This window comes from Bradyrhizobium sp. LB11.1, from assembly GCF_040549385.1.
Taxonomy (GTDB): domain Bacteria; phylum Pseudomonadota; class Alphaproteobacteria; order Rhizobiales; family Xanthobacteraceae; genus Bradyrhizobium.
In genome coordinates this window covers 37848-55356 of sequence record NZ_JBEPTH010000018.1, presented here as the reverse complement: position 1 = coordinate 55356, position 17509 = coordinate 37848, and the positions used below count along the sequence as shown (strand labels likewise).

At 59.4% G+C, this 17509-nt stretch carries 12 protein-coding genes and 4 pseudogenes; 7 read left to right on the top strand and 9 right to left on the bottom strand.

From position 1 onward, the window contains the following. Window positions 1-3: 3 nt before the first annotated feature. The 5 genes from ABIA96_RS32035 to ABIA96_RS32015 all read left to right on the top strand — a co-directional run bounded on the left by ABIA96_RS32035 (window position 4) and on the right by ABIA96_RS32015 (window position 6234). Complete coding sequence (locus ABIA96_RS32035) at window positions 4-1401, top strand: NAD(P)(+) transhydrogenase (Re/Si-specific) subunit beta (RefSeq protein ID WP_354140915.1); 1398 nt, start codon at window positions 4-6, stop codon at window positions 1399-1401. Window positions 1402-1821: 420 nt separating this feature from the next. Next, window positions 1822-3081: a Glu/Leu/Phe/Val family dehydrogenase gene (locus ABIA96_RS32030; protein WP_354140914.1), complete on the top strand. Its 1260-nt coding sequence runs from the start codon at window positions 1822-1824 to the stop codon at window positions 3079-3081. 349 nt (window positions 3082-3430) lie between these two features. Then, window positions 3431-4191 (top strand): IS5 family transposase gene (locus ABIA96_RS32025; RefSeq protein WP_354140913.1). Its coding sequence is split into 2 segments (ribosomal slippage): window positions 3431-3757 and window positions 3760-4191, totalling 759 coding nucleotides; the frame shifts between segments, so codons are not numbered across the junction. A gap of 123 nt (window positions 4192-4314) precedes the next feature. Beyond that, window positions 4315-4593, top strand: coding sequence for a hypothetical protein (locus tag ABIA96_RS32020; protein WP_354140912.1), 279 nt, complete (start codon window positions 4315-4317; stop codon window positions 4591-4593). Continuing rightward, window positions 4594-6234, top strand: a complete 1641-nt coding sequence (locus ABIA96_RS32015; RefSeq protein WP_354140911.1) for a methyl-accepting chemotaxis protein — start codon at window positions 4594-4596, stop codon at window positions 6232-6234. A 229-nt stretch (window positions 6235-6463) separates the two neighbouring features. Here the strand turns inward: ABIA96_RS32015 and ABIA96_RS32010 are convergent, their stop codons facing one another. Both ABIA96_RS32010 and ABIA96_RS32005 read right to left on the bottom strand, forming a co-directional pair. Continuing rightward, on the bottom strand, window positions 6464-7060 hold the full coding sequence (locus ABIA96_RS32010; RefSeq protein WP_354140910.1) for an anthranilate synthase component II: 597 nt from the start codon (window positions 7058-7060) through the stop codon (window positions 6464-6466). Beyond that, window positions 7057-7377, bottom strand: a pseudogene (locus ABIA96_RS32005) (chorismate-binding protein); the annotation flags it as partial. The gene ABIA96_RS32010 and the pseudogene ABIA96_RS32005, both read right to left, overlap by 4 nt. A gap of 76 nt (window positions 7378-7453) precedes the next feature. Between ABIA96_RS32005 and ABIA96_RS32000 the strand changes: the two are divergent. Continuing rightward, window positions 7454-8565 (top strand): annotated as a pseudogene (locus tag ABIA96_RS32000) (IS3 family transposase); the annotation flags it as partial. A gap of 197 nt (window positions 8566-8762) precedes the next feature. Here the strand turns inward: ABIA96_RS32000 and ABIA96_RS31995 are convergent. Both ABIA96_RS31995 and ABIA96_RS31990 read right to left on the bottom strand, forming a co-directional pair. Then, window positions 8763-9830: pseudogene (locus ABIA96_RS31995) on the bottom strand (anthranilate synthase component I family protein); the annotation flags it as partial. A 374-nt stretch (window positions 9831-10204) separates the two neighbouring features. Beyond that, window positions 10205-10633 (bottom strand): annotated as a pseudogene (locus ABIA96_RS31990) (ATP-binding protein); the annotation flags it as partial. 80 nt (window positions 10634-10713) lie between these two features. Here ABIA96_RS31990 and ABIA96_RS36650 point away from each other — a divergent pair. Beyond that, window positions 10714-10968, top strand: coding sequence for a hypothetical protein (locus tag ABIA96_RS36650; RefSeq protein ID WP_502918864.1), 255 nt, complete (start codon window positions 10714-10716; stop codon window positions 10966-10968). On the opposite strand, the gene ABIA96_RS31985 is transcribed toward ABIA96_RS36650, so the two are convergent. The 5 genes from ABIA96_RS31985 to ABIA96_RS31965 all read right to left on the bottom strand — a co-directional run bounded on the left by ABIA96_RS31985 (window position 10896) and on the right by ABIA96_RS31965 (window position 17509). After that, entirely contained in the window at window positions 10896-12035 is a 1140-nt protein-coding gene (locus tag ABIA96_RS31985) for a hypothetical protein (RefSeq protein WP_354140908.1), read from the bottom strand. The two genes, ABIA96_RS36650 and ABIA96_RS31985, sit on opposite strands and share 73 nt — an antisense overlap. 101 nt (window positions 12036-12136) lie before the next feature. Beyond that, window positions 12137-13588 carry a UvrD-helicase domain-containing protein gene (locus tag ABIA96_RS31980; RefSeq protein WP_354140907.1) on the bottom strand — a complete coding sequence of 484 codons (1452 nt, stop codon included), beginning with the start codon at window positions 13586-13588 and terminating at the stop codon, window positions 12137-12139. Continuing rightward, on the bottom strand, window positions 13578-15308 hold the full coding sequence (locus ABIA96_RS31975; RefSeq protein WP_354140906.1) for an ATP-dependent nuclease: 1731 nt from the start codon (window positions 15306-15308) through the stop codon (window positions 13578-13580). Before ABIA96_RS31975 ends, ABIA96_RS31980 begins: the two co-directional genes overlap by 11 nt. 288 nt (window positions 15309-15596) lie before the next feature. Further along, window positions 15597-16445, bottom strand: coding sequence for a hypothetical protein (locus tag ABIA96_RS31970; RefSeq protein WP_354140905.1), 849 nt, complete (start codon window positions 16443-16445; stop codon window positions 15597-15599). Between the two features lie 41 nt (window positions 16446-16486). After that, window positions 16487-17509: a hypothetical protein gene (locus ABIA96_RS31965; protein ID WP_247800707.1), complete on the bottom strand. Its 1023-nt coding sequence runs from the start codon at window positions 17507-17509 to the stop codon at window positions 16487-16489.

The window sequence follows — 17509 nt, the reverse complement described above, 5'->3', positions numbered from 1 at the left end:
GAGATGAACGCCAATCTCTCTGCATTCTTGTATCTCGTGGCGGGGGTGCTGTTCATCCTGTCGCTGCGCGGGTTGTCGAGCCCGGCGTCGTCGCGCCAGGGCAATTTGTTCGGCATGATCGGCATGGGGATCGCGGTCGCAACCGCGCTCGCCAGCCATCCGCCGGCGGACGGCGTCGCCTGGATCCTCGTGATCCTAGGCATCGCCATCGGCGGCGCGATCGGCGCGGTGATCGCCCGCCGCGTGCCGATGACCTCGATGCCGGAACTGGTCGCCGCCTTCCACTCTCTGGTCGGCATGGCCGCGGTGCTCGTCGCCGCCGGCGCGTTCTACGCGCCCGAAGCCTTCGACATCGGTACGCCCGGCAACATCCATCCGCAGAGCCTGGTCGAGATGTCGCTCGGCGTCGCCATCGGCGCGCTGACCTTCACCGGCTCGGTGATCGCGTTCCTGAAGCTGTCCGCGCGGATGAGCGGCGCCCCGATCATCCTGCCGTTCCGTCACATCATCAACATTGCGCTCGCGATCGCCCTCGTCGTCTTCATCGTCGGGCTGGTAATGACGGGCAGCGCGCTCGACTTCTGGCTGATCGTCATCATCGCGCTGACGCTCGGCGTGCTCATGATCATCCCGATCGGCGGCGCCGACATGCCGGTCGTGATTTCGATGCTGAACTCGTACTCGGGCTGGGCCGCGGCCGGCATCGGCTTCACCCTCGGCAATTCCGCCCTGATCATCACCGGCGCGCTGGTGGGATCAAGCGGCGCGATCCTGTCCTACATCATGTGCCACGCGATGAACCGCTCCTTCATCTCGGTCATCCTCGGCGGTTTCGGCGGCGAGAGCGCCGCAGCCGGTGGTGGCGGCGGCGAGCAGAAGCCGGCCAAGCTCGGCTCGGCCGACGATGCCGCCTTCATCATGAAGAACGCGCAGAAGGTCATCATCGTGCCCGGCTACGGCATGGCAGTGGCGCAGGCTCAGCATGCGCTGCGCGAAATGGGCGACATCCTGAAGAAGGAAGGCGTCGAGGTGAAATACGCCATTCACCCGGTCGCCGGCCGCATGCCGGGCCACATGAACGTGCTGCTGGCCGAAGCCAACGTGCCCTATGACGAGGTGTTCGAGCTCGAGGACATCAACTCCGAGTTCGCGCAGGCCGACATCGCCTTCGTGATCGGCGCCAACGACGTCACCAACCCGGCGGCCGAAGAGGACAAGACCTCGCCGATCTACGGCATGCCCGTCCTCCAGGTCTGGAAGGTCGGCACCGTGATGTTCATCAAGCGCTCGCTCGCATCCGGCTATGCCGGCATCGACAATCCGCTGTTCTATCGCGACAACACCATGATGCTGCTCGGCGACGCCAAGAAGGTCACCGAGAACATCGTCAAGGCGATGTAGCCGCAACAGGAGCTCAACATGGCTCGGGACCTATCGATTGTTGATCAACCCCGGCGCCGCCGCGCGATGGGCTTGAACAATCGGCGCCCCCTGACAGCCGTGAGGCGTTTTCATCTCGCTTGCTCGATCCGCTGCAACCCATGCTTTCGGAGACATTGAGATGCCGCCCCCGCCGCTTTGGATTCCAGAGTCGCAAGATGCTCCTGACCTTTCGCCTGCGACCACTTGGTTGCTGGCGATCGTGGCCGCCCTCGTCAATCTCGCTTTCGTTGGATTGGTCCTGTTCTGGGCGTGAGCGCAAGCTGCGCTCTTGCGGTGAAGGCGACTATGTCCGCCTCTGGAATTCGCATCACGCCTCGGAGCACAAAGCGCCCCGATGCAGGAGCATCCAATGTTTCATATTCAGCTTGAGGAGCTAGCGTGACTGCATACCATGGGCCAGTGTTTGAGATGGCCGTAAAGCAATTCGAGGTGATCGCGAACTATCTGAGCATACCGGATGACGCGAGATCGCGCCTGTTGCTGCCGAAGCGATCTGTCACAGTGTCGTGTCCGATTCACCGTGATGATGGCACCACTGCGGTTTTCGAGGGCTACCGCGTTCAGCATCATTTGACGCTTGGCCCGACAAAAGGGGGCACCAGGTTCGCGCCGACAGTTGACCTTGGCGAAGTTGCAGCGCTTGCCATCTGGATGAGCTGGAAGTGTGCTCTGGTCGGATTGCCGTATGGCGGGGCCAAGGGCGGAATCAACGTCGACCCGTCGACCTTGTCGAAGCGCGAGCTTGAGGCGCTTTCGCGCCGCTATATGCAGGAAATGATCCCATTTGTTGGGCCGCACACCGATGTTATGGCTCCGGACCTCGGGACAAACGAACAGATCATGGCCTGGTTCATGGACACATACTCGATGTATCAGGGCCAGACCGTCACCGAGATCGTGACGGGCAAGCCCGTCAGCGCCGGTGGAACGCTCGGTCGCCGTGAAGCGACAGGCCGGGGTGTGGCTCATTTGGTCAGGCGCGCTGCGGACGAGCTCAAAATCCGCCTCAATGGCTCGACGGCCGTCGTTCAAGGATTTGGAAACGTCGGTTCGATTGCCGCGCTCGAGCTGCACAACATGGGAGTGAAGGTGATTGCTGTCAGCGATCATACCGGCGCGCTCTACCGGCCTCGGGGGCTCGACATACGCCAACTGGTCCGGCACGCAGCGTCGCAAGGAAGCCTTGACGGTTACTCCAACGAGCTTGCTCTTGACCCCGCAGAGATCCTGACCGTGCCGTGCGACGTGCTTGTTCCGGCTGCCGTCGAACGGGTCATCGACGCCGAAATGGCCGGTAGGCTGCGCTGCCGGATCCTTGCCGAAGGCGCCAACGGACCCACCACACCGGAAGCCGATAGAATCCTGGAGGGACGCCAGGACGAGGTGTTCGTCATTCCCGATATTCTCTGCAATTCGGGAGGTGTTGTCGTCAGTTACTTTGAATGGGTGCAGGACCTTCAGCGATTGTTCTGGGAGGAGGAGGAAGTCATGCGCCGCGAGTATCAGCTCCTGGATCGTGCATTCGAACGTGTCTTGGCGCGAAGCAAACGTGAAAAGTTGTTCAATCGCACCGCAGCCATGGCAATAGGCGTCGAGCGTGTTCGCGGTGCCAAGGAAACGCGCGGACTGTTCCCGTAACAGCTTCATCTTTTTTTCGCGTGCAACCGCTGCGGGCCCATATCGCGTCGCTCATCGAGCCACTTGAATGACCAGCTCCAAGCTAGCCTGTGCCCTCGCGCTAATGGTTTTCTTTGCGAGCTCGATACACCCGATCCGCTGGCAGACCGGTATGTCTGCCAATTAGCCCTAGACTTGGCTGGGCCGCTGCCGACAACCGCAGCGGCCCTTTTTACATTGAGTGACAGTCTCGCGTCTTACGAGTTTTCCATCGGCCGGAGGATTGGCAAGCCATGCGCCATTTTAAGGTCTGTACCTAATTAGCGCCACGTGATTCTCTTGTCCGCATATTTTGATTCGGGGACGAGAGATGCGTGGCGGCCTGTTTTGGTTGAATGATAAGCAGTGGGCGCGGATAGAACCGCACCTGCCGACGGGACTGACCGGACCGGATCGGAACGACGATCGGCGCATTATCAGCGGCATCATTCAGATGCTGCAATCGGGTGCGCGGTGGCGCGATTGTCCCCCTGAATACGGGCCTTACACGACGATCTACAATCGCTTCAATCGTTGGGCAAAGCGCGGACGATGGTGCGCGATCTTTGAAGTGCTGGCCAAGCCCGGCAAAGATGCCGTCGCGCTTTCGCTCGACTCGACCTCGATTAAAGCTCACCGGTGTGCCTCCGGCGGAAAAGGGGGGAGCACAATCAGGCAATCGGCCGCTCGCGAGGCGGCCGCACGACAAAAATCCATGCGCTGAGCGATCCGCTCTGCCGGCCAGTCGTCCTGCATCTGACACCAGGCCAGAATGCCGATATCTCGGCGGCGCCAGATGTTCTGGCGCTCGCGCCGCCGATGAGCGCGCTCCTCGGCGACAAAGGGTATGACGGCGACGACTTTCGCAGCGAAATCGTACTTCGCGGCGCCAAGCCCGTCATCCCCAACAAATCCAACCGCGTCGTCATCCACCCCTTCAACAAGCGTGCCTATAAAGGCCGAAACGTCATCGAGCGCTGCTTTTGCAGGCTCAAGGACTTTCGCCGCATCGCCACCAGATACGACAAGCTCGCCCGCAATTTCTTGGCCGCTGTTCATCTCGCCGCTCTCGTCGCATACTGGCTCAATTGAGTCCGGACCCTAGAAGGAAAGAAAGCATTGTTCTCACCTCTCACACTTCGCGCGCTCTCCTTCAAGCGCACCTCATTGTGGCGCTTGCTCAAGCTGCCTGCCAGCCGGGGAATCAGTGCCTCATTGCGCGTCAAGATCGGCCTGCTTGGCATTATCGCGGTCATTGCGACCGGTGCGGTCTGCCTGGTCGGGCTGAACTACGCAGCGCAGGTCCAGCGTGATGCGGACGAGGCCGCTCGCTTTCGCGACCGGTTTGCGGCGCTCTCCCTGAGCTTTCTGGAATCGCAACATGTGACGACCGAATTCCTGCGCCGGCGTGACGAGGCAATGATCGAGCGTCATGCCGAGCTGCTCAAGCAAGAAATGACGCTGCTCGGCGATATCGAAGCCTTTGCGGCCTAATTGCCCGAGGGCGACCCTCTCAAGAGCTCGTCCGAATTGCGCAGCGGGATCGACCTCTACGCCGCGCGCTTTCAAAACATCGTCTCGGCCGAGCGCGCTCTTGGTTTCAGCGGGGACCAGGGGCTTCAGGGCGGGCTCCGCACCGCCGAGCTTCAGCTGCAACAGCGGCTTGCTGAGCTGGACCAGCCAAGGATGACCGCGCTCATGGAGACGATGCGCGGGCACGAGAAAGATTTCATGCTGCACGGCGACGAGAAATACGGCCAGGATTTCGACAAGTCCGGCGCCGAGTTCGCCGGGCTACTGGCCGCTTCAGATCTCTCGTCGGGCATTCGGATGGAACTTGAGGGTCTTCTCAAGTCCTATCAAGCCGGCTTTTCTGCCCTCATGTTCGTGCAGCAGTCGCTGAACGACGAGATGGAGGATATTGCCAAGGTTTATAGCAGCCATCGACCGGCATTGGCACGGGCGATCGCAGAAGCCGATCGCCGAAGTGCAGCGGCTGGTTTGCGGGCGGCAAGCGCCCGCGATCTCTTATTTTGGCTGGTAATTGGCGCGATGGGCCTGGTCGCGACCTTTGCCCTGCTGTTCGGCCATCGCATTGGCGGTGCCATTTCTCGAATGACGGCCGCCATGCGTCAGCTTGGTGCCGGTCACTTCGCGATTGTTCTGCCGGGGCTTGACCGCAAAGACGAGATCGGGGACATGGCACGTGCGGTCGAAGACTTTAAGCACGGCATGCGCCAGAAGGCTGAGCGCGACGTTGCCGAACAGTTGGAGCGCGACCGCCTGCAGGGCGAGCGAAGCCGCGCGGAGCTCGTGCGGGTTGCTGATGCCTTCGAGGCGGCCGTCGGTAACGTCATACAGACGGTGGCTGATGCCTCTTGCCAGCTTGAAAGCGCGGCTCTTGGCCTTGCCCAGTCGGCCAAGCACACGACCGGCGTTTCGAGCCACGTCTCGACAGCATCCGACAGCGCCTCTTCCAACATCCAGCTCATTGCTGCCGCGACGGAGCAGATGATGACCTCCGCCTCCGAAATTGGGCGGCAGGCGCAGGAATCCTCAAAAATTGCGCTGGAGGCGGTCCGCCAGGCGGCGCAGACCGACAGGCAGATGTCCGAGCTCACCGAAGCGGCCGAACGGATCGGCTACGTCGTTCGGCTCATTGCGAAAGTGGCACGCCAGACCAACCTGCTTGCCCTCAACGCGACGATTGAAGCCGCACGTGCGGGCGAATACGGTACCGGCATTGCAGTGGTCGCGCAGGAAGTCAAGGCTCTGGCGGATCAGACTTCTGATGCCACCTCGGAGATTGCCGCGCAAATCGGCTCGATGCAGTCGGTCGCCCGCAAATCGGTGAACGAAATCGTCTCGATTAGTGCAACGATCGACCGCATCTCGCAGATTTCAGGAGCTGTGTCGGAGTCTGTCGAACAGCAGCTCCTGGCAACGCGCGAGATCGCGCAGAACATCCAGCAGACCGTCGCCCGAACATCGGAGGTTGCCAGCGGAATGAGCCAGGTCGCCTATGGCGCCGCGAGCACGGACACGGCTGCAAGTGATGTCCTGCAATCGGCGCGGGTGTTATCCAAGAGCAGTTCTGCGCTGCAGGCAGAACTGAGCCGTTTCTTGCAACCTTGAGACTGGCATGAGATGCCTATCGCGCAGCGGTCGACAAGGGAAATGTCCTTGCGCAGGAACAGCCAGCGCAACCTGATGATCAGCGAGACCAAATGGCGCTCAAAAGACACTCCACTTTGCTCCGGGAAAATACATTTCGCCCCAATCAGTCCGTTGTAATAAAAGAACTAGATCTAAAGAGCTCTTGTTGAAAAAAGAGCCCTGATCGGGTGGCCGAACCGGCGGCAGCTCACGATTCGCTTCCGTGAGTTAAGTCGCCGCCTGCGCGATAGAGTTTCCGATTCTCATGCGCGGGAAGTCTTGCGAGTTGCAAGAAGTTCGTAAGCAGCACGTGACCTTGTTGGGTGAGTATCGATTCTGGATGGAACTGCACGCCATAGGTTGGTTGATAGCGATGTGCGACGGCCATGATCTCGCCCTCGTCGGAACGCGCTCTCACCGTAAGATTCGGTGCGCATGACTCATCGAGCTCAACAACAAGAGAATGGTAGCGACCAACGCAGAGTGGGGACGGTAGCTCCCTGAATAGCCCTCGGCCGTCATGCATTACATATGAGGACCGACCGTGCATAGGGCAACGTGCACCCAGGCAGATACCGAGAATTGGAACGCGACCCGAAAGTTCGCGGACGACGGCCGTAGATACTCCGGCCTCAATTGGAGTGCACGGACCGGGGGAGATGACCACTGCGCGCGGCTTGAGGTCAACAAGGTCGCTGACCCTAATCGCGTCGTTCCGGAATACTTCCGTTGCTTCACCAAGCTCCTGGAAATAGCGGGCAATGTTGAAGACGAAGGAGTCGTAGTTGTCGATGATGACAATCAAAGTGCACCGGATGTTTCAGCACGAAATGCGTCAAAGATTCGCTGCGCCTTGGCAAGCGTCTCCTCGTATTCTGCCGCCGGATCCGACATCGCCGTTATACCGCTACCTGCATGGAATACAGCCATATCGTCGTCGATCGTTACAGTGCGGATCGCGATATTCGTATCCATCTGCCCGTTGAAGCCGATCGCCCCGCAAAAGACCTCGCGCGCCACACGCTCGATTTCCGTAATTATCTGCATCGCTCGCACCTTGGGCGCCCCCGTAATGGAGCCACCAGGAAAGCAAGCTCGCAGTAGCGTAACCGCATCTTCGTTGAAGTGGACCCCGGAAATAGGACCAAACGTTAAGGTGTGAAGCGTCCTGCTCTGTTTGAACCGACGGAGCACGGATATGACGAAATCGCGCAAGAAGTTCGATGCCGCATTCAAGGCCAAGATTGCCCTGGAGGCCCTGCGCGAGGTCGCGACGGTGCCTGAACTGGCGAAGCGGCACGGCGTTCACCCGAACCAGATCTACGGCTGGAAGAAGCAAGCCCTCGACAATTTGGCGAGCCTGTTTGTGCGTGGCGCGACGGCTTTGGGAGATGGCGAGGAGGAGCATGAGCGTGAGACGGCGAAGCTATATACCAAGATTGGCCAGTTGACGGTTGAAAGGGATTTCTTGGCCAAGAGGCCCGGGCGATGACCGTCCCCGAGCGCAGGGCGATGGTCGAGCGCCCTGGCGAGAATTTGTCGGTTCGGCGGCAATGTGAGCTGCTGAATCTGGCGCGTTCGGGCGTCTATCGCTCCGAGCCGGTGACCAGCTCCGACGATCTGGCCATGATGCGACGGATCGACGAATTGCATCTGAAGTGGCCGTTCTACGGCTCGCGACGAATGGTGTTCGAACTCAACCAGGCAGGCTACGGCATCAACCGCAAGCGCATGCAAAGGCTGATGCGCGTGATGGGAATCGAGGCACTGGTCCCGCGTCCCGGCACCAGCAAGGCAGCGCCCGGCCACAAGATCTATCCATATCTTTTGCGCGGCGTCAGCATCACCGAGCCCAATCACGTCTGGGCCAGCGACATCACCTACATTCCAATGGCGCAGGGATTCCTGTATCTGGTGGCGATCATCGACTGGGCTACCCGGGCGGTACTGGCGTGGCGTCTGTCGAACACGATGGATACGGGCTTTTGCATCGCCGCGCTCGACGAAGCGCTGGCGCGGCACGGCCGGCCTAAAATATTCAACACGGATCAGGGCGCGCAGTTCACCAGCTCAGCCTTCACCGGCAGGCTTGAGGCTGTAGGCATTGCGATTTCGATGGACGGACGCGGTCGTTTCATGGACAATATTTTCATCGAACGGCTGTGGCGCTCGATCAAGTACGAGGAAGTGCATCTGAAAGCCTATGCCGACGGACGCGAAGCGCGAGATGGCATCGGATCATGGATGAGCTTTTACAATCATTGCCGCCCGCACCAGGCAATGAATAACCAGTTTCCGATGGCGGCATGGCGTGCCGGCATCGACAGGATCGAGGCGGCGAGGACTGTGGATATGCCGCTTCGCTTGGACAACGCAAACGCGTTGCCCACATACCCACAGCAGACGCAACAGCAGCACAAGAAAGCTGCTTGATTTGAACGACAAGGCAGGCCGGATCACACCTTAACTTTGGCGATCCATGGTCCCCGCTCCGGGGTCCACTTCACGTCTCCCGCGAGTGTACCCGTAACGATGGAGACGAGGTGATGCACTGAGGCATAGGACTCGAGATCGCACTGGGCTGGAACGTCGACTGAATGTGGAGTGCAAACACGCGATAGATCGTTGCGCAGGAGGTCGACGATCATAATGTTCTCGGCACGATCCTTTTCGGACGCAACGAGCACGTTAGCGCGGCGCTGGTCTTCGTTGGAATCAACCGAACGCGCGATCGTGCCTTTGATCGGTCGTGTTTCGACCTTTGTTCCGTCGAGCTTCAGGAATCGCTCAGGCGAGCTCGATGCGATGGTCAGCTTTCCGCACCGTAGGAGGGCCCCAAAGGGTGCCGGGTTCAATGACCGCAGTTGACGATAGAAGGTGAGCGGATCGAATATAGTCGACAGCCTGGCCGTGAAGCGCTGCGCAATGTTGGCTTGGAAGAGGTCTCCGGCCAGAATCAAGTCGATGACGCGCTGTACCGCCGTAATGTATGCTTCTCGGCTGAAGTTTGAATTCCATGCACCCGCTGTGCCGGGGAGCACGATCCGCGGCGACTTTGGGTTGGCAAGCAGGGCTGCGAACTCATCGGCTCGACGACGTGCGCGCTCGCCGCGACGTGCGGGATCCTGCTCCGGCCATCCGGTCGAGACGATCCAGCATCTGTTGTTCCGGTGGTCGTAGCTGACGACCACGTCGTAAAGATGCAGAATGGAATGGGGTAAACGCTGACCGGGAATTGCCGGCGCCGGCAATCTCTCCAGCGTCCTGTTCAAATCGTAAGCGAAGAAGCCAGCCGCGCCTGCCTGAAATGGCGGGAGATCGGGACGATGCTCTTGCGGATAATTGGCGAGAAGAGTGCGAAGAACTTCCCATGGATCGCCATCGATATCTTCGCCGTTGCAACTCGCCCGTCCACCCGCGACTATGTAGGTGCTGAATGGATCGCAGGTCACATATGAGTAACGCCCGAGCAACTCATGCGTTGCTGCGCTATCGAGAAACGAGAGGTGCGGTCGATGCGCGAGACATTGCACCGCTGTGATAGGCTCAATCCACTGTAGTTCACGGACGTGCATCGCCTATGAGTCACCGCTGACTGGCGTGCTGTTAGACACGCTTCGATTATGATCCCGACCACAACGAGAGCGACGCTGGTCGGAGCGCCGCAAGCTCTCGAGATTGACTGTCAGACTAAGCCCCGTCGGGGGATACGATGCGCGGACTAAGTTGGACTCCGCGTGCCGCTGAGACGAAACGCGCATCTGTTGATACGTCATAGTCGGCCGCGAGGCGCAGCTCGCGCAGTGGTCGTGCTCGCCTGATTGCGGATTCCGACGAAGCCGGCCATGCATTCCAATTCGAAGCCGGCCGGTGATTCCGATCTGAAGCCGGCCACCCGTGGCGTCGTTCGCATGGGTCAATTTCATGATGTCGTCGAGGGCTGGGAAGGTCAAGAGACGGGTTGATCTTGAGCGGGTTGCTTCTGCCTCCTGAGGCTCTCTCCTTTGAGTTCGATGCGGTAGGCATTGTGGACGAGGCGATCGAGGATCGCGTCGGCGATGGTGGGGTTTCCGATGATTTCGTACCAGCGATCGACGGGCAGCTGGCTGGTAACGACAATCGAGCGGGCTTCGTATCGATCCTCGACGATTTCGAGCAAATCACGGCGCTGGTCGGCGTCGAGAGGTTCCGGTCCCCAGTCGTCCAGGATCAGCAGATCAAGTCGTGCGATCGCCCGCAGTATCTTGGTATAGCGGCCATCGGCGCGGCCGAGTGCGAGAGCGGCGAAGAGACGCGGCACACGATGGTAGGCAACTGAGAAGTCGTCTCGGCAGGCCTTGTTGCCGAGGGCGCAAGCGAGCCAGCTCTTGCCGACGCCGCACGAGACAGCGTCACAATGCCGGGTGTCCGGCGTTCGAGGTTTTGATCCTCTATCCGTTCCATCCTCGGGCCGGGCAGATGGTGCAGGTCGAGCACCGCAAGCGCTTCGCCGGCGAGGACCATCTGGTCGTGGTGCAGCCCGACGGGACACTCGCCCTGATCCCAGCCTGGATGAGCGAGGATATGCTCCACGCACGGCGCTTCATCGAGCGGTTTGCTAAGTCTCTGCTCGATCTTAATCTTAGGGTTGGGCTGAGTCCCTATGGATTCAGGAGTTTCCATACGCGGTATTGCTCGCGCAACTTCGCTTCTATCGCCACCAATTGGCCTTGATAGTCGTGTCCGTCGAAGCCGCGTGCCGCGATATCGGTCGACAACTGGACTAGCCGCCAAGGCGTGTATTCGTGGAATGGGTTTAACCCGATGACATTGCCAAGAGACAGGTCAGCCGGTGCCGGCGCCTTCAAGAGCTTGGCAAACGTTGCAATGGCTGCGTTCATATCCCACCGTGAGACAAACAACGACAGCGCGCAGAGGGCAAGGAGTGGAATCGGCGGTCCTTTCCACCTGTAGGAATCAGGATTGATCGGGCTGAACTTGATGCCAGCGTTCTTCGCGACAAAACCGCAAAGCGTCAGGGCTCCGTCGTAGTGCGGCCGCAAGGTACTGACGTCAAAAACCTCCTGGTCCTTGTGCTTGGTGGCCAGTTCCTGGGCCCTGCGCCAATGAGGCGGATCGAACGGCGTCTCCTTGAGAAGTTCAAACAGGGCAAGGTGCTCTTCTGTGAAGTGGTATTTCGCGGCCGAGGCCCAATCGAAGCCTGGCATTTCTGCCTGGGCGGGATGGAAGGTCCAGCGTTGAAATTGCGAGTGGCGCCGGAGGCATCGGGTCCATTCTATTTGCTCAGGCGTCACTGTTACTCGGACGCGGCTAGAGGCTTTCAGTTCGAAAAACCATTGGCGCATGGCGCGGATCGCCGATTGATCGAACAGCCTCTGCTCGATGCCCTTGCACACAAGCTCTCTAATCAGTCGTGTTTCCGCGGATTTCTCGGATCCGAGATTCACGAGCCCGTCAGGTTGGGTGAGGACGCCATCGTCTTCGCCATAGAATTCACAGAAAGGATGATGCGCGTCGTTGCCGTCCTGCCCAACGAACCGGAAGTGAGATTGCCTAATCAGCTTTTGTGTTGCGCGGGCACGAGCTGAACGCACGACATGAGCGCCGGTCCTGCCGCACGACGAACACCGAACGTCCGAGCGAATCCAGTCGCCCCATTTGGGATCTATTTCGGAAACCTGCTCGTCGGCGGCAATGGGCTGTCTTCCGCTCAGCAACCAGGCGAGTTGCTCGACGTCGATCTCTCGAGCGTAGTGTTGCGAGTAAGCAGTGGTTGCCATAGATCCTCCCAGAATGATCTTCAATGTTCGTTGGACGTCTGTCGCCGTTGGTGTTGGCGCAGTGCTTCCAGCGAATTGTTGTCCTGAATCAGAAGCGCGCTCTACGCCGCCGGCGTGAAGCGGGCGCTCGTCGATATGATTCTTATAGTTTTCGTTGCGCGTGTGAGCGCTACATACCAATCCTTGCCGCTCATTGCGTTGGTTGATGTCACGATGGCCCGGTCGAACTCCAAACCCTTTACCAAGAGCGTGCTTCCAATACTGCGGGTTCCCAGTCGGCGACCGGCGTGACGACTTCGATTTTGAACCTCCCAGATCGACGCGTGGAGGCTCGGAGGTTGGGTATTCGTCGTGGTCTGCAGGGCCGATTGCATCGCGAAATACATTTCACGTCGGTAGATGCGGACGCCCGGGCGATCGCGCAGCGCGTGAAGGAAGGCGAGCATCGCGGCATCGCCACCGTCCTGGATGACCGCTTCGATAAGCTGCAAGAGATCGCCGAATTTGGCCTGGCCCAGGCGTCGGCCTTGTTGGCGGGCATCAACGGCACGCTGGAGTTCGGCTTTGTCGGCGCCGGTCATGCATTTGGCTGCAAAGGCTAAGAGCATTTTGAAACGCGCCTGCCCGACCGACCCGTCGATAGCTTTAGCCGCGGCGAAGAGTGTCTTGCAGCCGACCGCCTCGATAGTGACGAATCCTTGCTGGGCAAGCTTCTTCGCGAGCGCCGATCGGCGATTTTCGTTGGTGCTGTCGCCGATGACAATGAGCTTTCCAAGCAGGTCATCACGCATCGATTCGAGGCATTGCCGGACTACCGCAGCTTGCTGATGACGCGGATCGGCAGGTAAGGCGGTCCATGTTACGCAATTTGGACGATTACCGAGATCAAGATTTTCACCCTTCTGAAGTGTTACCCGCACGGCGCGAAGCCACTCGGCCAGTTCTTCGTTCTCGGCATTCTTCCATCGCCATGGAGTGACCAGTTCGGCGGCTTGTCCGAAGATCGGAAAAACGTCCTTCTCCCAACTAACCGGCGCCTGTCCCCGAAAGTCGAAGATGGCTTGAAGCGGGTCACCGAAAATGCACGTTGGCAAATGATTGGCGAGCCGTCGGATCACCTCGTGCTGCTGCAGGGTACAATCTTGATACTCATCAACGAAGCAGCCGCCGTATGAAGAATTGATCACTCCATCCACGGCACCACTATCGAGTAGACAAGCCCCGGCAGCATACACGGCGTTCCACTCGGCCGTGGAACTGGGGGCGGTCGAAAGAATGCCAGAGCGCCGAGGGAAGGAAGCTGCAAAGCGCAGGCACCAACCGGCGATCGTGTCGATGCGATATTTAGCGCTAGGAATGTGAAGCTTCTTTAGACGTCGCGTGAGAGCATCAACTCCGGCATGCGTGTGCGTGAGAATGAGCCTACGGTGTTCCGACACACCCACCGCACGGGCTATTTGCTCTGTCTTCCCGCAGCCGGCGGCTGCAATGATGCTTCCGTGTCGGAGACCCGCCGCCAGTCGTGCAATATCTATGTCCGCTTCAAGAGACATCGACCCACTTCCGCATGACATCGAGCCCTTGGGCGAGTGGAGTCGCAGCGACGGCGTTCAGGTGCGGCCCAACGACTGATGCCAACCCTTCGCCGCGTGAAATATCCTTGAACCAGCTCTTGTCGTTCGCGACCTTACCAATCAGTCGACGCAAATCTACGGTGTCGCGCTCCGGTCCCAGCTTGGCAGCGGAAACGGTCGGAAGGTCGGCGGCGTTCAAGGCATTGTCGAGGACGGCGATGACGCTGTCTTGCCCAACGCACTCGATTGCAAGCGCGATCAAGGCTCGCACGCCGGCCCAGGGTAAGTCGAGAAACAGTCGTTGCTCCGTCGAGCAATTGTCCGGCCATTGCCAGAGGGCCGCGCCTTTGTCGGTCGCTCGTCGCAAGGCCTCCGCGTTTGGCGGCTTGTCGGAATCCAGAAGCAGCCAGACCTCGTATCCAAGATCGCGGAGATGCTCGGCGATAAGGGGGGCCTTATCTTTGCCGCCGCCATCGATCGGGACTGCTCCCTGCAAGGCGAACGAATCTCGGCCGCTAGCATGCCACCACCCGTCCAGGCCGCGCATAAGGCCTTGTTCCGTTCGCCCCTCGCCAACAAGAACCTTTCTGGCGAGGAAGGCCTCAGGCGTTCCGCGAAGGTGACGCTGCGCGGTGTCGAGGTCTCTGGCCAGTCCAGAGACAGATGCGACTGTTGTGACGCCTGCCGATGATCGAACGGCAAAAATATCCGAGGCGGTCAGCTCGCGGATCACGACTGGCGAATGTGTCGTCACGAACATCTGTGGCTGGGCGGCGCCTTCTCCGCCCTTGGGAGTTTTCGAATACTTGAGCAGCCGGGCGACGCGATGCGGTTCAAGGCCATGCTCGATTTCATCGACGATAGCGATGTGAGGCGGACCGGCATCGTGTTGAAGTGCCGAGACGAGAAGGCGAGAGGAACCAGTACCGAGTCGACGGAGTGGAAGGTTGCCGTCATGCAACGCAATTCCGCCAGAGGTGATGCTGACGCCCTGAACGTCGAGTTCGGCTGTGAATTTCCCGCGGACGGGGACGGCGAATAGCTTGCTGAGCTCCTCTGCCCGGTCGACGGCTTTTTTAAAGATGCCTTGATCGCCGGCCTTGAAGGCTGTGCGGGCCGCGCGGCCCGCCTCTGCCAGTTGAAGGCTGTACCCCTCACCAGCCTCGCCTATCCGTGTCAGGACGGAGGTTCGGCCCCAGCCGAGATGTCGTTCGGCATACGGCCCCAAGCGATTGGTGCCCATTCGCTTGGTGTCTTTGTAACGTACCGTCGGCGGATCCTTGTCGACGGTATCGATACGATCATTGTGGATCGACCAGCGTGCCTCAAGTGATTGGTCGATAACCACGGTGATGGAGAGCGCGTCTTCTAAACCTGCACCGGACTCGTCCTCGATTTTGCTAGCTGCTTGGTTCCAGCCGCGAAGGTGTAAGCCGTATCGGTCCTCGGCCTTGAAGTCGCCGGGTAGCCCAGCCAACGTGACTGTGATCCGCAATGGCTTTTCGATATCGAGGTCAAAGAAGTCGCAATCATCCGCGAAACTGTACGAGCGGGGATTGAGACATAGCTCGATGGCATCCAGGATCGTCGTTTTGGTGGAATCGCCGGGCCCGATCAGGCAGTTCATGCCCGCCGCGGGTGCCCAAACCAGAGATTTGATGCCACGGAAGTTCTGGACCTCCAGATAGACGATGCGCATTCCCGCCCCCAGGCCGCTGACGCAGATCGTCAGTCAAAGTTCTTTTTTATGCCAAATCGCTCGCAAGGACCCTCAAGCCGGATACGCTGGTCGAGGGCATTCGCTCAGCACGTCGGCGAGCACATTGGAGATCTCCATTCGTGCGTCCTGGCCGGATTGCGAATGGACAAAGAATTTCTGTTTCAGGCCCATCGACAGACTCGACGTCCTCGGCAATCTATATAGCTTTGAAGCTATGTTGCGTCAATGGTATGGACTTCCGGCACGCTTACCGTGGCGTGCAAAACGTCAGACCGCTTGCCTACTCAGTCGCTCATGCTCGGCAATGAGAAAAGTGAGATAGCTGCGGATGAGGTTGCAGTAGAGGCGGGCCTCGTCGATTTGAAGCGCGAGGCCTTCGCGAAGGTCGAGGCCATGGCGAACGCCACCGCCTGTCGGCGAAGACAGGTAGCCGTGCAGGATCATCATCCATTGAAGGATTTGATCCTGATGCCCGCGCCCGCGTTGCCGCAGTTCACCAATGATCTTGTTGAAGTACCGTCCCTGGATGCTGCCATCGTGGATATCGGCGCCGCGGAACGCCGTGGAGATCGTCTCCAAGAGCCACAACACCTCCTGAACGGCTTGCCGGCCGTTGCCTTCGCTGAGCGCCCGCTCCGAGCTTTGGAGTGCCTGCTCGATCAAGCCCTGGGCTTGGGCGTCGAGCGAAGGCGCCTGCTCAGGGACGGCAATCGGGATATGAACGCGGGTGGCAATCAGGCTCGGGGGATCGAGCTGATAGCCGGCTCCCGCATCGGCGAGGATGCGATTGATCCGAGCGGCGTCGGGCATCACCATTTCGGGATTCCCGCGTTGCAATTGTTCGCAAGCGGTCCAGAAGGCTTCGATGAACAGTGGTGCGTTCGTTGCCGCTTTGCCCATCGCCGTAGTAAGGTCCTCAACGGCGAAGCGCTCGTTGGAGCTGGGATAGTATTGGACGTTCGCAGCGGCAGCAAACCGCGCTTTGAAATGCTCGAGGATCGCTTTGCGCTGACCCTGGCCGCTGATGCGATTGATGAGATCGAGGAATCCCGCCTCAACATCGCCTTCAATTGGGCCAGGGCTATCAAATCGCCAGCGGTTGTCGAACGTCAACATTGGCGAACCTTGTCGTGCAATTAGCGCTTCGCGGTCAGCGCTCAATTTCCTTTTGAGGCGCCCGCGACGTTCGCCGGGCTTTCGGCCGGATAATCGACCCCGGAGACGTAAAGCGTCACGGCGTCGCCCTCGATGAAGATGCAGTCGGCGTCATTGGAGATGAACCCGGCGAGAGCGTTTCGTCCTCCTCTCATGCGACCATGCGCGGTGTTGAACGCTACGTTTTCGCCAATGACATAGCCGTATCGGACATAGTCCGAGCCGTAGAGCCCGTCTGCACCCTTCGGATAATTGGCGAACTTCACGATGTTGTATTGCGGTTTCAGAAGGCTGACGAACGCCTTCTCTGCGTCGGCGACGATCCGTTTCTGATCGTAGGCGCCGCTGAAATCTTCGCCCTCAAAGTCGTGGTCCAGCTCGAACGTCGTCATGATCAAAGGCTGTACATTGAACATGAACAGGTAGATTTCGTCGGTGACGCGTGCCCCGGGATATCGTTGTGGTTCGTTGGAGAGTATCTCCATGCGAGCTTTGTGGCCGTGGCGGATCAGACGATCGAAGCTGTCGCCCACCTTGGCGATGCCGACATAAAGAAGGTCATACGTCGCCGCTTCGCGATAGCGTTCGAAGCCCTCAATTCCAGCTCTGCCTCTGGAGCGGTCCCAAAGAAGCTTCTCGGTCGTGAACCATTCCAGAAGGTTAGATCCCTCTTCGCCAATCGGACCATCCCAGACCCGTATCATTTTTTCGCCCGCCTCAACCAGATAAGAGTCGATTTGGGCAGCGGACACGCCCGGCAAGTCTTTGAGGCGCAGCTTCACATCATCAGCGAAGCTATCGCCGACGACGAACGTGAACGTGATCTCGTGGGTGTCCGGGTCGATAACAATGTCCTGATACCGCGCCTCAGCACGTGCCGCGATCATGTAGAAGTCGCTCTGCCGCAGAAGCGCCTCGACCGCGGGGTCGCTCTGCATCCAAACCGCCTCCTGATTGGAGATCGGAGGGTACACAGTCTCGATCACCGTCAGCTTGGACTTAATACTGGTTGCCGTGCCGCTCAT